The sequence below is a fragment of the Streptomyces sp. NPDC107654 genome, from assembly GCF_055639035.1.
This window is the reverse complement of the sequence record NZ_JBVKBI010000005.1, coordinates 151982-165805: the sequence shown is the minus strand read 5'-3', so window position 1 is coordinate 165805 and position 13824 is coordinate 151982. Positions and strand designations below refer to the sequence as shown.

At 70.0% G+C, this 13824-nt stretch carries 13 protein-coding genes; 9 read left to right on the top strand and 4 right to left on the bottom strand.

The window, feature by feature from the left end; genetic code table 11:
• Nucleotides 1-23: 23 nt before the first annotated feature.
• Both ACZ7N4_RS11360 and ACZ7N4_RS11355 read left to right on the top strand, forming a co-directional pair.
• A complete protein-coding gene (locus ACZ7N4_RS11360; protein ID WP_471356527.1) occupies nt 24-1835 on the top strand; it encodes an outer membrane protein assembly factor BamB family protein in 1812 nt (603 codons plus the stop codon).
• 175 nt (nt 1836-2010) lie between these two features.
• Entirely contained in the window at nt 2011-2694 is a 684-nt protein-coding gene (locus ACZ7N4_RS11355) for a helix-turn-helix transcriptional regulator (protein WP_471356525.1), read from the top strand.
• A gap of 53 nt (nt 2695-2747) precedes the next feature.
• Here ACZ7N4_RS11355 and ACZ7N4_RS11350 read toward each other — a convergent pair whose 3' ends face one another.
• Both ACZ7N4_RS11350 and ACZ7N4_RS11345 read right to left on the bottom strand, forming a co-directional pair.
• Nucleotides 2748-3086 (bottom strand): hypothetical protein, encoded by a 339-nt coding sequence (locus ACZ7N4_RS11350; protein ID WP_471356523.1) that lies wholly within the window; start codon nt 3084-3086, stop codon nt 2748-2750.
• Between the two features lie 21 nt (nt 3087-3107).
• On the bottom strand, nt 3108-4799 hold the full coding sequence (locus tag ACZ7N4_RS11345) for a sodium:solute symporter family protein (protein WP_471356521.1): 1692 nt from the start codon (nt 4797-4799) through the stop codon (nt 3108-3110).
• A 203-nt stretch (nt 4800-5002) separates the two neighbouring features.
• Between ACZ7N4_RS11345 and galT the strand changes: the two genes are divergently transcribed.
• The 6 genes from galT to ACZ7N4_RS11315 all read left to right on the top strand — a co-directional run bounded on the left by galT (nt 5003) and on the right by ACZ7N4_RS11315 (nt 11653).
• Nucleotides 5003-6064 (top strand): galactose-1-phosphate uridylyltransferase, encoded by a 1062-nt coding sequence (gene galT, locus ACZ7N4_RS11340; RefSeq protein ID WP_471356519.1) that lies wholly within the window; start codon nt 5003-5005, stop codon nt 6062-6064.
• The gene (galE, locus tag ACZ7N4_RS11335) at nt 6061-7023 is read left to right on the top strand and encodes a UDP-glucose 4-epimerase GalE (RefSeq protein ID WP_471356517.1); all 963 of its coding nucleotides are present in this window, start codon (nt 6061-6063) and stop codon (nt 7021-7023) included. Before galT ends, galE begins: the two co-directional genes overlap by 4 nt.
• Complete coding sequence (galK, locus tag ACZ7N4_RS11330; protein ID WP_471356515.1) at nt 7023-8177, top strand: galactokinase; 1155 nt, start codon at nt 7023-7025, stop codon at nt 8175-8177. Before galE ends, galK begins: the two co-directional genes overlap by 1 nt.
• A 182-nt stretch (nt 8178-8359) precedes the next feature.
• A complete protein-coding gene (locus tag ACZ7N4_RS11325; RefSeq protein WP_471356513.1) occupies nt 8360-8806 on the top strand; it encodes a hypothetical protein in 447 nt (148 codons plus the stop codon).
• Between the two features lie 5 nt (nt 8807-8811).
• Nucleotides 8812-10983: a hypothetical protein gene (locus ACZ7N4_RS11320; protein WP_471356511.1), complete on the top strand. Its 2172-nt coding sequence runs from the start codon at nt 8812-8814 to the stop codon at nt 10981-10983.
• A 34-nt stretch (nt 10984-11017) separates the two neighbouring features.
• Nucleotides 11018-11653 carry a hypothetical protein gene (locus tag ACZ7N4_RS11315; protein WP_471356509.1) on the top strand — a complete coding sequence of 212 codons (636 nt, stop codon included), beginning with the start codon at nt 11018-11020 and terminating at the stop codon, nt 11651-11653.
• Nucleotides 11654-11715: 62 nt separating this feature from the next.
• Here ACZ7N4_RS11315 and ACZ7N4_RS11310 read toward each other — a convergent pair whose 3' ends face one another.
• The gene (locus tag ACZ7N4_RS11310; RefSeq protein WP_471356507.1) at nt 11716-12159 is read right to left on the bottom strand and encodes a GNAT family N-acetyltransferase; all 444 of its coding nucleotides are present in this window, start codon (nt 12157-12159) and stop codon (nt 11716-11718) included.
• 318 nt (nt 12160-12477) lie between these two features.
• Here ACZ7N4_RS11310 and ACZ7N4_RS11305 point away from each other — a divergent pair, with 318 nt between their 5' ends.
• On the top strand, nt 12478-13251 hold the full coding sequence (locus ACZ7N4_RS11305; RefSeq protein ID WP_471356505.1) for a LuxR C-terminal-related transcriptional regulator: 774 nt from the start codon (nt 12478-12480) through the stop codon (nt 13249-13251).
• 63 nt (nt 13252-13314) lie between these two features.
• Here ACZ7N4_RS11305 and tamR read toward each other — a convergent pair whose 3' ends face one another.
• Nucleotides 13315-13812: a MarR family transcriptional regulator TamR gene (gene tamR / locus ACZ7N4_RS11300; protein WP_189294766.1), complete on the bottom strand. Its 498-nt coding sequence runs from the start codon at nt 13810-13812 to the stop codon at nt 13315-13317.
• Nucleotides 13813-13824 lie beyond the last annotated feature (12 nt).

Sequence of the window (13824 nt, the reverse complement as noted above, 5' to 3'; positions counted from 1 at the left end):
AGCGTCCCCGAGGTACCCGGACCATGACCCAGCCGCCCCCGCCGCCCCAGCAACCCCCGAGTCAGCCGCCCCACCAGCCCCCGAGCCAGCCGCCGAACCCGCCGGCCGGCCCGCCGCCGCAGCCGGGGTACGGCTACCCGCAGGCCCCGCCCCCGCAGCCGCCCACCCAGCCGCAGCCCGGCTACGGCTACCCGGGCGCGCAGCCGAACCCGTACGCCCAGCAGCCCCCGACCCAGCCCGCGGCGCCGCCCCCGGGCTACGGCGCCCAGCCGCACAACCCCTACGCGCAGCCCACGCAGCCCATGCCGGGCGGGCAGCCGGGGTACGGCCATCCGGGCCAGGGCCTGCCGCCGAGCGTGCCGATGCAGCCGCAGCCGGTGCCGGGCGGCGGCGGCCGGAACAACGCCGTACTGCTCATCGTCGTCGCGGCGGTCGTCGCCATCGCGCTGATCGTCGGCGGCGGCATCTGGTACGCCAAGTCCTCCGGTGACGACGGCAAGCAGCACGACACCGCCTCCTCCAGCGGCGGCTCTGGCGGCAAGGACGGCTCCGGTGGCACCGGCGGCGGTGGCGGCAAGGAGAAGGCGCCGGCCGACCCGGCCGCCAAGGTGCTCTTCAAGGTGCCGCTGCCCAAGGCGGACGACACGACCAGCACCGTGGGCTCCTGGCTGACGGACACCGTCTACGCCAAGAGCGGCATCGCCGAGATCGTCGGCTACGACCCGGCCAAGGGCACCGAGCGGTGGACGATCAAGCTGCCCGGCCCGATCTGCGCGGGCAGCCACCACGTCACCTCCGACGGCCTGACCGCGATCACCTTCCAGCCGAAGATGCCCGCGAAGGGCTCCACCGCGGGCTGCAGCCAGATCGCGGCGATCGACCTCGCCGCGGGCAAGAAGCTGTGGACGAAGACCGTCGAGTCCGGTGACTTCCCGATCACCTTCCAGAACGTGACGGTCGCCCAGCACACCGTCGCGGTCGGCAGCTCCGACGGCGGCGCCGCGTTCGACATCGGTTCCGGCAAGGCGCTGTGGCAGCCGAAGCCGGACGACACCTGCCGTGACGTGGGGTACGCCGGCGGCACCCGGCTGGTCGCGGTGCGCAAGTGCGGCGAGTACGACAACCCGCAGCTGAACATCCAGACCATCGACCCGGCCGGCGGCGAGGTGATCTCCGAGTACCGGATGCCGGCCGGCGTCGACTACCCCTCCATCGTCTCCACCGACCCGCTGGTGGTCGCGGCGGACGTCGGACAGAGCGCGGGCGACGGCAGCGGTGTCTCGGACTACTTCTCCATCGACGACAAGACCGGCAAGCTGCTCGCCCGCATCCCCGCACCCGGCGACACCTACGGCGGCCGCTGCGACGGCATCACCCGGATCGAGGACTGCAAGCAGGTCGTGGCGGGCAACGGCAGGCTGTACCTGATGACCGAGCCGCACGACGGCTCGGGCGACTACACCCGGACCAACGAGATCGTCTCCTTCGACCTGAAGACCGGCAAGCCCACCGGCCAGCGCGCCGAGGCCGGTGACGGCTACACCCTCTCCCCGCTGCGCCTGGACGGCCGCAACCTGCTCGCCTACAAGGCGCCGCCCTACAACAAGGGCGGCCAGGTCGTCAGCCTCGACGGCGGTTCGTTCAAGGCGACCAAGCTGCTGGAGAACCCGTCGGTGAAGAGCGTGCGGGACTCGGAGGCCAACCTGCTGCCGGAGTACTCCGAGCTGCTCTTCGGCAAGGGGCGGCTGTACATGTCCGCCGTGTGGGCCAAGGAGCGGGACATGTCGTCCTCCAGCAAGGAGTACCTGGTGATGGCGTTCGGCACCGGCGGCTGACGCCCGCGCCCCACCGTTCGCCGGACTCGCCCGAATGGGTGACTTGCCGAGGAGTGCCCCGGATTTCATCGATCCGGGGCACTTCTCATGAAGAGGGGCAGCGCCACGTCGAACAAGCGTGTAGCTTCCGGGGGCATGAAGGGCGGGGGTGCCGGGGGGACTGGGGGGTTGGTGTATGGGAGTGCGGCTCATGGTCGTGGACGACCATCGGCTGCTGGCGGAGGCGCTGGCGTCGGCGCTCAAGCTGCGCGGGCACCGGGTGGTCGCCTCGGCGGCGCCGGCGGCGGGGGCGGCGGACCTGGTGATCGCGCGGGCGCCCGAGGTGTGCCTGCTGGGTACGGCGGCACCGGCCGAGCCCGGGGCCTTCGACCCGGTCGTGAAGATCAAGCGGGAGCGTCCGCAGGTGGCGGTGCTGGTGCTGGGCCCGGTGCCGTCGCCGCGCGGGATCGCGGCGGCCTTCGCCGCGGGGGCGTCGGGGTACGTGCGGCACGACGAGCGGATCGAGGGGGTCGAGCGGGCCATCATGAAGGCCCGGGCCGGGGAGGCGGCGGTGGCCCCGCTGCTGCTGCAGGGCGCCTTCGGTGAACTGCTGAACCCGGCCGCGCAGCCCGACGACGAGGCGCAACGGCTGCTGGAGATGCTCACGCCGCGGGAGGTGGAGGTGCTGGTCCGGGTGGCCGACGGCGAGGACACACGGCGGATCGCGGCGGGCATGGGCATCGCCCCGAGCACGGCCCGTACGCATGTCCAGCGGGTCCTGATGAAGCTGGGGGTGGGGTCCAGGCTGGAGGCGGCGGCGCTGGCCGCCAGGACGGGCCTGCTGGACCGCGCGGGTCCGTTGGACTCCGGCTCGCCCTAGGCGTCCCGCAGGAGGCGCGGACGTCCAGCCCCGCGCCCCCCGCAGCCGGCGTGTTACTCCGCCCGCTCCTCCGGCAGCCCCTCCGGAGGCAGCGGCGGAGGCGTGGGCCGGAGCTTCAGCCAGGCCAGGAAGAAGATGCCCAGGAGCAGCATGCCGATCCCGGTCCACAGGTTGATGTTGACGCCCTCGGCCTTGTCGATCGCGGCCTGGGAGTCGGTGATCCCGGTGATCGTGACGATGACGCCGTAGACGACGAACAGTCCGCCGATGATGCGGCGCAGGTCGAAGATCCGTGCCGCCGTCGCGGACTTGGTCTCCAGCTCGGAGACCTGCCGCGCCACCTCCTCCTCGGTGTAGCGGTGACGGTCGGGGCGCTCAGGGTGCTCGGTCATGGTTTCCTCGATCCTCCCGCGTCAGAACGAGAACGGGATGTAGCAGGCGGCGGCGAGAACGACCGCGCCCCAGCCCAGCAGGGCCGGCTTGCGGTACCACGCGTCGTCGCCCTCGGCGGGCGGCTCGGACATGCCGGGGGAGCGGGTGCCGTAGACGAGGCCCTGCAGTTCCTCCGCCGGCTTCGGCTTGGTGAACAGGGACACCGCGACCATCACCACCGCGCCGGCGACGAAGCCCGCGATCGCGGAGACGAAGTTGGCGCCCTGGTCGGTGGGGATCGAGATGATGCCCTTCTTGTACAGCACGAAGTAGTTGACCATCGCGGTGACGGTGCCGGCGAGCAGGCCCCAGAACCCGGACTTCGCGGACGCCCGCTTCCAGAACATGCCGACGATGAACACGACGAACATCGGCACGTTGAAGAAGGAGAACAGCGTCTGCAGGTAGCTCATGATGTTGGAGAACGAGGACGCCAGGAACGCCGTGCCGACCGAGGCGGCGACGCCGATCGCGGTGATCAGCCGGCCGAACCGCACGTAGTAGGCGTCCTCCCGGCCGCGCACCACGTACTTGGCCCAGATGTCGTTGGTGAACACCGTGTTGAACGACGACACGTTCGCCGCCATACCGGCCATGAAGGCCGCCAGCAGACCGGTGACGGCGATGCCGAGCACACCGTTGGGCAGCAGTTCCTGCATCAGGTAGGGGATGGCGTCGTTGTACTGGTAGCCGGAGCCGGCGGTTCCGAACTTCGGGATCAGCGCGGCGGCGACCAGGCCCGGGATCATGACCAGGAAGACGATGAAGATCTTGGGGTAGGCCGCGATGAGCGGCGTGCGCTGACCCGCCGAGAGGTTCTTCGCGGACAGGGCGCGCTGCACCTCGGCGAAGTTGGTGGTCCAGTAGCCGAAGGAGAGCACGAAGCCGAGGCCGAGGACGATGGTGAGCCAGTTGGCGCCGAGCGGGTTGGCCTGGCCGATGCCGGTGCCTCCCCAGGCCGTGGTGAAGTCGGCACCGTGGGTCGCGGTGAGCTTGTCGGTCAGCCCGCCCCAGCCGCCGACCTTCTTCAGGCCGAGGATCGTGATCGGGATGAGCGCGGCGAGGATCACGAAGAACTGGAGGACCTCGTTGTAGATCGCCGAGGACAGGCCGCCCAGGGTGATGTACGCGAGGACGAAGGCGCCGGCGACCACGATGGCGACCCACTGCGGCCAGCCGAGCAGGGCCTCGACGACGATCGCGAGGGCGTAGAGGTTGACGCCCGCGATGAGGATGGCGGCGAACGCGAACAGGACCGAACTGAGCAGGTGGGCGGCCCGGTCGAAGCGCAGCAGCAGGAACTCGGGGACCGAGCGGACCTTGCTGCCGTAGTAGAAGGGCATCATCACCAGGCCGAGGAAGACCATGGCGGGGATGGCGCCGACCCAGTACCAGTGGACGGTGTAGGCGCCGTACTGGGCGCTGTTGGCGGCCATGCCGAGGATCTCGGTGGCGGCCAGGTTCGCCGAGATGAAGGCCAGACCGGTGATCCACGCGGGCAGCGAGCGTCCGGACAGGAAGAAGTCGAGGCTGGTCTTCACCGAGCGCCGGGCGGCGAAGCCGATGCCGAGGACGACGACGAAGTAGATCGCCAGGATCGTGTAGTCCAGCCAGTTGGTGGGGAGCCGTAGCTCCGCCGCCAGGTAGGCGGGGGCGTCTGTGGGGGTTTGCATGAGAACTCGCTTCGTTGCGCGAACTGATCCAGAGCGGAACCTACGCCGTCGTGTTCAGTATTTGAACACTCCTGCTGGTGTTCTTTGTTTGATTGTGATCGACCAGGGGGGTGTCGGAGTGTGATCTGTTATGTTTGATTGTGTTGAGTGATGGGGTGAGGGCAGTGCGGCCGCACCCGTGGGGCCCGAACAAGGAGTCCGGCGTGAAGAAGACCTCGACCCGGCTGGCCGACGGTCGTGAGCTGATCTACTACGACCTGCGGGACGACACCGTGCGCGACGCGGTCGACCGGCGCCCGCTGGACCGTACGGTCACCACGTCCGAGATCCGCCGCGACCCGCTGCTCGGCGACTCCGTCGCCGTCGCCTCCCACCGCCAGGGCCGCACCTACCACCCGCCGGCCGACGAGTGCCCCCTGTGCCCCACGCGGGGCGACCGGCTCAGCGAGATCCCCGACTCCTCGTACGACGTCGTCGTCTTCGAGAACCGGTTCCCCTCCCTCGCCGGCGACTCCGGCCGCTGCGAGGTCGTCTGCTTCACCTCCGACCACGACGCCTCCTTCGCCGGCCTCACCGAGGACCAGGCGCGGCTGGTGCTGGACGCGTGGACGGACCGCACGTCGGAGCTGTCGCATCTGCCCTCCGTCGAGCAGGTGTTCTGTTTCGAGAACCGCGGTGCCGAGATCGGAGTGACCCTCGGCCACCCGCACGGACAGATCTACGCCTACCCCTTCACCACCCCCCGCACCGCGCTGATGCTCCGCTCGCTCGCCGCCCACAAGGAGGCCACCGGCGGCGAGAACCTGTTCGACGCGGTCCTCGCGCGGGAACTCGCCGGTGAGCGGGTCGTCCTTGAGGGTGAACACTGGGCGGCCTTCGTGCCGTACGCGGCGCACTGGCCCTACGAGGTCCACCTGTACCCGAAGCGCCGCGTGCCCGATCTGCTCGCGCTGGACGAGGCGGCACGCACAGAGTTCCCCCAGGTGTATCTGGAACTCTTGAGGCGCTTCGACCGGATCTTCGGCACGGGTGAGGCTCCGACGCCGTACATCGCGGCCTGGCACCAGGCCCCGTTCGGCGCGCTGGAGGAGTTCGACGGCGTGACGCGTGACGACTTCGCGCTGCACCTCGAGCTTTTCACCATCCGCCGCACTTCCGGCAAGCTGAAGTTTCTCGCGGGTTCCGAGTCCGGCATGAACGTGTTCATCAACGACGTGCCGCCGGAGCGCGCGGCCGAGCGACTGCGAGAGGTAGCGAGTTCATGAAGTACCTGGTGACGGGTGGGGCAGGATACGTCGGCAGTGTCGTGGCCCAGCACCTGCTGGAGGCCGGCCACGAGGTCACCGTCCTCGACAACCTCTCCACGGGCTTCCGCGCGGGCGTGCCCGCGGGTGCCGCGTTCGTCGAGGGCGACATCCGCGACGCCGCCAAGTGGCTCGACCCCTCCTTCGACGGCGTGCTGCACTTCGCCGCGTTCTCGCAGGTCGGAGAGTCGGTGGTGAAGCCGGAGAAGTACTGGGAGAACAACGTCGGCGGCAGCATGGCGCTGCTCGCCGCGATGCGCGAGGCCCGCGTCCGCACGCTGGTGTTCTCCTCCACCGCGGCCACCTACGGCGAGCCGGAGCAGACCCCGATCCCGGAGACCGCCCCGACCCGTCCCACCAGCCCCTACGGCGCCTCCAAGCTCGCCGTCGACCACATGATCACCAGCGAGGCGGTCGCCCACGGCCTGGCCGCGGTGTCGCTGCGCTACTTCAACGTCGCCGGGGCGTACGGCGCGCACGGCGAGCGCCACGACCCCGAGTCGCACCTCATCCCGCTGGTCCTCCAGGTCGCCCAGGGCCGCCGCGACGCCATCTCGGTCTACGGCGACGACTACCCGACCCCCGACGGCACCTGCGTCCGCGACTACATCCACGTCGCCGACCTGGCCGAGGCCCACCTGCTGGCGCTGACGGCCGCCCGGCCGGGCGAACACCTGATCTGCAACCTCGGCAACGGCAACGGCTTCTCCGTCCGCGAGGTCATCGAGACCGCCCGCGAGGTCACCGGCCACCCGATCCCGGAAGCGACCGCCCCGCGCCGGGGCGGCGACCCCGCCGTCCTGGTCGCCTCCGCGGACACCGCCCGCGAGAAACTGGGCTGGAACCCGACCCGCGCGGACCTCGCGGGCATCGTCGCGGACGCGTGGGAGTTCGCGCAGAGCATCGCAAGGGAGCAGTAGTGGGGGCACAGCAGGTCGCCGAGCGCTTCGCCGAGCTGTACGGGACGGAGCCGGAGGGGGTGTGGGCGGCGCCGGGCCGGGTCAACCTGATCGGCGAGCACACCGACTACAACGACGGCTTCGTCATGCCGTTCGCGCTGCCGCACCAGGCACTCGCGGCGGTCTCCCGCCGCACCGACGGCGTCCTGCGCCTGCACTCGGCGGACATCGAGGGCGGCATCGCGGAACTGCGCCTGGACGCCCTCGCCCCCGGCACCGACCACGACTGGACGGCGTACCCGGCGGGCGTGGTCTGGGCCCTGCGCGAGGCGGGCCACGAGATCACCGGCGCGGACGTCCACCTGTCCTCGACGGTCCCGACGGGCGCCGGCCTCTCCTCCTCGGCCGCCCTGGAGGTCGTGACCGCCCTCGCCCTGAACGACCTGTACGACCTGGGCCTCCAGCGCTGGAGACTGGCCCGCCTGTGCCAGCGCGCCGAGAACGTCTACGTCGGCGCGCCGACCGGGATCATGGACCAGACGGCGTCGGCCTGCTGCGCGCGGGGCCACGCCCTGTTCCTGGACACCCGCGACCTGTCCCAGCAGCAGATCCCGTTCGACCTCGCGGCCGAGGGCCTGCGTCTGCTGGTCGTGGACACCCAGGTCAAGCACGCCCACAGCGGCGGCGAGTACGGCAGGCGCCGGGCCGGCTGCGAGAAGGGCGCGGCCCTGCTCGGCATCGACGCCCTGCGGGACATCCCCTACGACGGCCTGGACACGGCCCTCGCCCGCCTCGGCGACGAGGAGGAGGTGATCCGCCTCGTGCGGCACGTGGTGACCGAGGACCAGCGGGTCGAACGCACGGTGGCCCTGCTCCGCGCCGGCGACCCCCGCTCCATCGGCCCGGTCCTCACCGAGGGCCACGCCTCCCTCCGCGACGACTTCCGCATCTCCTGCCCGGAGCTGGACCTGGTCGTGGACACCGCCCTCACCCACGGCGCCCTCGGCGCCCGCATGACGGGCGGCGGCTTCGGCGGCTCGGCGATCGTCCTGGCGGAGGCGGCCGACGTCGACACCCTCACCAAGACGATCGAGGAGGCCTTCGCGGCAGCGGCCTTCACCCCGCCCCGCGTCTTCGAGGCAGTGCCGTCGGCGGGGGCCTGCCGGGTGGTCTGACGCTCGTCGTCCCTACCGGCCCCGTACGCGGTCACCGTGTACGGGGCCGATGTCGTCACCGGCACCGCGCTCGAAAGGCGAAGGTCCCTGCCCGCCGCGTGACTTGCCGCGGCCCGGCGGTAATGTACACGCCCGTCACCGCCGTGCCCGGCTGTGCACCAGGAGAGGCGGGGAGGCCACAAATGGCGTGGGAGGAGTGGGACCAGCTGAAGGCCCAGGCGGCCGATCGGCATTCCACACGCATGCAGCTCAATCAGTACCCGGCCGACCAGGGCGGGGGCAGCAGCAAGGGAGACCTTGTCGTAGGGCACAAAGACCTCGAAGCGGTCGGTAAGGCGGCCCATGAGCTGTTCGACCACTTCACGACCTACAGCGGGCACGCGCGCGTCACCTCCGAGGCGGCGGCGGGCGGACTCAAGGGCGAGGGTTTCGCCCTGGGAGACGCGCTGGAGCATGTGACGCAGCGATGGAGCGAGCAGACGAAGACCCTGCTGGACGCCTGCGCGCACATCTCCAACCACCTGCGCTACACCAAGAACCGGCACGATGCCGACGACTCCTACATCGCCGGCTCGGTTAGCAGCATCTCGGCGCTCGACGAGGGCTTCGACGACCGGAAGGGCCACTGACGCCGATGGACCTCGACGCACTGCGCCACGGCAACTTCTCCAAGCTCGGCGAAGCCGTCACCGACTGGGAACAGATGACGAAGAAACTCGCCGACCTGAAGAAGGACGCCGAGGACAACCTCAAGGGGAAAGCTGACAAAGCCAAGTGGGCGGGAGTCAACGCGTCCGTCAGCCGGGAGTTCATCGCCAAGACCGCCGCAGAGTTCGCCGACGCGCACACACAGGCCGACTCCATCACCAAGATTCTCAATGACACGCATGGCGAACTCATCAGCTTCCGCACCCAACTCAACGACGCGATCAAGCGGGCCAATGACAAGAACCTGACTGTGATCGACAACCATGACGGCACGTTCTCCGTCATGGGCAACACCCGCCCGGACTGGACGTCCGACCCCAGCGGGAACACCGGCGCGACGGACCAGAAGGTGGTCGACGCCTTCCGTAACGAGATTCAGGGCATTCTGAGCAAGGCGACGGAGAGCGACAACAGCGCGGCGAAGGTGCTCAAACTCCTTGTCGACCAAGCCAAGTACGGTTTTTCCGACGCCTCGTACGAGAACCGGGACGACGCGGTCCAGGCCGTCGCCGCGGCGGAGAAGCTCGCGAAGATGGCCAAACACCCCGACGACATGTCCCTCGACGACACCGCCGCCTTCAACCGCGAGATGGCGAAATACCACGACGACCCCCTTTTCGCGGAACAGTTCGCGACCCGCCTGGGGGCCAAGGGGACGCTTCAGTTCTGGGTCGACATGGCCCATTCCCACGCCGGTGCCAAGGGCTCGGAACTCCAGGCGATGAAGGATCTGCAGACCAACCTCAGCTTGACCCTGGCCACGGCGACCTTCTCGGACACGGACGCGATGCGGGGGTGGAAGAAGGACCTTCTCGCCGAGACCACCACCAACTTCCGCGATCCCAAGTCACCCAGCCCGATCGGCGCGCTCGGCTACCAGGTCATCAGCAGCCTCATGCGCGACGGCCAGTACGACACGGAGTTCCTCGACGACTACCGCAAGGACCTCTTCAAGGCGGACAGGGGAGCGGGGGGCTCGAACACGGACGACCGGTGGGTCAAGGGGTACGACGGCCTGGATCTGATCTTCGGTGACGGCAACGGCCGGGACCCGCTGGAGGGACTGTTCGACGGCCTTTCCCACAACCCCGAGGCTGCCGAGCACGCCTTCGAGTCCAAGCCAGACCTTGACCACATGCTCGCCACGACCAAGTACACCGACCGGGGAGAGTCCCTCGGGCGCGCCCTGGAGAGCGCGGTCACCGGGGTCGCCGACGGCGACACCTACTCCGGGGCCCCACCGCACAGCGCGGCCCAGGTCAAGATCATGGCGAACATCATGCAGGCGGTGGCCGATCCCAACGGTGGCGGGGACCTGGTGTCCAAGGGGCTCGGTGGGAGTTTCGGGGACATGGCCGCCGCGTACATGCCGGAAATCAGCTGCGCCATCAAGGGACCGGAGAGTGAGGCCGTCTTCCTCACCAACAGTGAGACCCCAAGAGGTCTCAATCTCACGGACGTCACGCGTTTCCTGTCGGCCACCGCCGCTGACCCCGCCGGGCGGGCAGGGATCATTTATGGCGAGAGCATCTACACCGGAAGTCTCTTGCAGGAGCACCTGTCGAACCCCGATCTGTTCGACGGCGATCAGAAACAGGTTCTCAATGACATCGGCAGGAACGCCGGCATCATCGAGGGGATCGTCGGGCATTCCGCGGCGAACTCGGAAGTCGGCAAGGCCATCGACGGCGAGAAGGAGTTCAACGAAGAGCTCAAGGCCAAGGGGGACTTCGCTAAGACCTGGGTCTCGATCGGCTTGACCGGCCTCAAGGTCCCGGCGCAGTACGGCGGCGATGTCATGGGGTCCGTGATCGGGGGTGGAGCCGGGGCCGTTGCCGGTGCTGCCGTCGACCGTCTGCTCGACGAGCAGCAGATGAAGGGTGCCGAGGATCAGGGGCTGTACTACTCCAGCAAGGATCTGTTCGCGATGCGGGACTCGGTCAGCCAGCAGACGATCTGGTCGGTGGACGACGCCTTGGCGCGTAACCACGTGCACCTGCCGAAGGACGAGATCGACGACTCCGTGGGGCAGGCCGTCAATGACGGCTGGAAGGATGCCGACTACTACCTGAACCGCTCGAAGGTGAAGTATGGCTGAGACAGGATCTGCCCGTCCGGGGAAGGGCCGCCCTGTGAAGCGGGTCTACTCCGTACGAGCGTTCTTTATCGCGGTGACGGTCCTCGCGCTGGTGTGCGGCGGTCTCTTCCTGTTCTTCGTGAAAGGGCTGTATCTGCTCCCGGACAAGGTCTGCGAGGCTTCCGTCCAGCGAGATCTCGTCATCCGCACTCTGCCGCGGGCGCGCGCAGCGGACGAATGGGCGGATCACCAAGGTGGCGGCGGTCGCGAGTTCATGTTCGATTGTCGTGTCTCGACCAGCGATCACTCGATTCTGTCGGGAGGGGTGAACCTACGGGAGTCGTCCGAGGCCGACTGGGTGGACGGCTACAGCGGTTCCGCGGGCACCGCTGTCGTGCGGACCTCGGCGGGCCGGGTGGCAGGACTGGCGCAGGTCGACGCCGACCACGGCGTCGCTTCCGTGTACGTGCCCTGTGAGCCGAAGGGCCCCAAGGAAGGGGCGGACGGCACGTCCGGGCCCCGTGCCCTGGTGGCGGAGGCCAGTGTCACCGGGAAAAGCAGGGTCTCAGGCGCGGCCCTGCGTCAGGCCCTGACCGACTTCGCCTATCAGCTCACCCGCCACGCCTTTGACCTGGCCGAGTGCAAGGGGCCGGGGGGCTTCCCCGCGCAGCTGCCGCGCTACGACCGCTGACGGAGGACGACTTCCGCACCCGCCCGGACGGCCCCGGGGCCGCCGGGTGGTCTGAGACCCGTTCAGGCCAGGCGTTTCGTCAGTGTGTACTCCGTGATCCCCGGCGGGTAGTCGGGGATCACGCACACCACCTCGTAGCCCTGTTTCCGGTAGAACTCCGGCGCCTGGAAGTCCCAGGTCTCCAGGCGGGAGGCGGTGCAGCCGCGGTCGGTGGTGGCGAGGCGTTCGGCCTCGGTGAGCAGACGGGTGCCCAGGCCGGTGCCGCGGTGGGCGGTGTCGACCCACAGGTAGGTGATGTGCAGCCAGGTCGTCCAGGTGTGGCCGACCAGGCCGCCCGCCAGGTCGCCGGCGGGGTCCAGCGCCCAGACGTGGAGGGGGGCCTCGCGTTCGCCGGGCGTGCCGCGCAGGGCCGCGAGCACCGGGGACGCCGACGTGTTGGTGTCCCGCAGCCGGGAACGGAGCAGATCACGTCGGGCTTTGTCGACTTCCGCCTCAATACGAAACATGCGGCACACGATAAACGTGCCGGACGGCCAGTTCTGTAAATCTGCTTCCGCTGCGTGCTCCCATCCGTACTCTGTGGAACAGCACCGGTGGGGGCCGGTGCCGCATCAGGGGGCGAGACAGGCGGGTACGGCACCCGCGGAGGGGTGGCAGTCTCCGCAACGGCGGCGGCCGTGCGGCGCGCGTCCTTGTCCGTGGGTGTCGTACCCGTATTGGTCGTCGTCCTCCGGATCCTCCGGATTCGTCCGGGCCGGCCTGTTTCCGGAGCCTTCCGGACTTGGTATCCCCTGCTCCGCGCGGAGCCCGGGGAAGGGGGTTACGTGATTCGCACCCGAGTCCTGGTCGTGGACGACCACCGCATCTTCGCCGAGTCGCTCGCCGCCGCGCTGGCCGCCGAGCCCGACGTCGACGTCGCCGCGGCCGGCAGCGGTCCTGCCGCGCTGCGCTGTCTGGAGCGCGCGGCCGGAGACGGCAGACGTTACGACGTGCTGCTGGTCGACGCCGACCTCGGCGGCCGGCTCCCCGGTGTCCGTCCGGCCGTACCCGTGCAGGAGGGCGACGAGGAGGGCCTGGTCGACGGCATCTCGCTGGTCACCGGGGTCCGCGCGGCCCAGCCCGCCGTACGGATCGTCGTCCTCGCCGAGAAGGACGACCCGCGCCGCGCGGCCCTCGCGCTGCAGGCCGGGGCCTCCGGCTGGGTCGCCAAGGACTGCTCGCTGTCGCGGCTGCTGACGGTGATCCGGGGGGTGCTGCGCGACGAGACCCATCTGCCGCCCGCGCTGCTCACCGGGGTGCTGAAGGAGCTGACGGCGGCCCGCAGGCACCGCACCGAGAGCGAGCGGCTGGTGGAGTCCCTCACCCCGAGGGAACGGGAGGTGCTGCGCTGCATGGTCGCCGGGCTCGGCCGCAAGGCCGTCGCCGAGCGGCTGTTCCTCTCCCCGCACACCGTCCGCACCCATATGCAGAACGTCCTCGGCAAACTGGGCGTCCACTCCACCCTGGCCGCCGTCGCCCTGGCCAGACGGGCGGGCGTCGGCCCGGCGGAGCTGGGGTCCGCCGGGCGGGTCGTGCCGGAGGAGACGAACAGTGCCTGACCCGCTCACGTGAGCGGAGGGGCACAGAGCGGGCCCCGGTGCGGCCGGGTGCGCTCCGCGCCCTCAGCCGGGGATGTTGTCGAACGGGGCGGTCAGCTGGCGCAGCAGGCCGGCCAGTTCGGCGCGCTGGGCGCGGGAGAGCTCGCCGAGGATGGCCCGCTCCTGCTCCAGCAGGCCCGCCAGTGCCTGGTCGGCGCGGTCGCGGCCCTCGTCGGTCAGCCGGACGAGGACGCCCCTGCGGTCGCTCGGGTCGGGCAGCCGCTCCACCAGGCCCTTCTTCGCCAGCCGGTCGATGCGGTTGGTCATGGTGCCGGAGGTGACCAGGGTCTGGGTGAGCAGCTGGCCGGGGGAGAGCTGGTACGGCGTTCCCGCGCGCCGGAGCGCGGTCAGCACATCGAACTCCCAGGGCTCCAGCTGGTGCTCGGAGAAGGCGAGCCGGCGGGCGCGGTCCAGGTGCCGGGCGAGTCGGCTGACCCGGCTCAGTACTTCCAGCGGCTCCACGTCGAGGTCCGGGCGCTCCCGGCGCCACGCTGCGACCAGCCGATCGACCTCGTCCTCCATGGAGATCAGTGT

Bases quoted from the DNA above. Each gene is read 5' to 3' on its own strand.
- ACZ7N4_RS11355 (WP_471356525.1), top strand. From the start codon at position 2,011: ATGGGAGTGCGGCTCATGGTCGTGGACGACCATCGGCTGCTGGCGGAG.
- ACZ7N4_RS11360 (WP_471356527.1), top strand. From the start codon at position 24: ATGACCCAGCCGCCCCCGCCGCCCCAGCAACCCCCGAGTCAGCCGCCC.
- ACZ7N4_RS11310 (WP_471356507.1), bottom strand. From the start codon at position 12,159: ATGTTTCGTATTGAGGCGGAAGTCGACAAAGCCCGACGTGATCTGCTC.
- tamR (WP_189294766.1), bottom strand. From the start codon at position 13,812: ATGGAGGACGAGGTCGATCGGCTGGTCGCAGCGTGGCGCCGGGAGCGC.
- ACZ7N4_RS11350 (WP_471356523.1), bottom strand. From the start codon at position 3,086: ATGACCGAGCACCCTGAGCGCCCCGACCGTCACCGCTACACCGAGGAG.
- galE (WP_471356517.1), top strand. From the start codon at position 6,061: ATGAAGTACCTGGTGACGGGTGGGGCAGGATACGTCGGCAGTGTCGTG.
- ACZ7N4_RS11325 (WP_471356513.1), top strand. From the start codon at position 8,360: ATGGCGTGGGAGGAGTGGGACCAGCTGAAGGCCCAGGCGGCCGATCGG.
- ACZ7N4_RS11345 (WP_471356521.1), bottom strand. From the start codon at position 4,799: ATGCAAACCCCCACAGACGCCCCCGCCTACCTGGCGGCGGAGCTACGG.
- ACZ7N4_RS11320 (WP_471356511.1), top strand. From the start codon at position 8,812: ATGGACCTCGACGCACTGCGCCACGGCAACTTCTCCAAGCTCGGCGAA.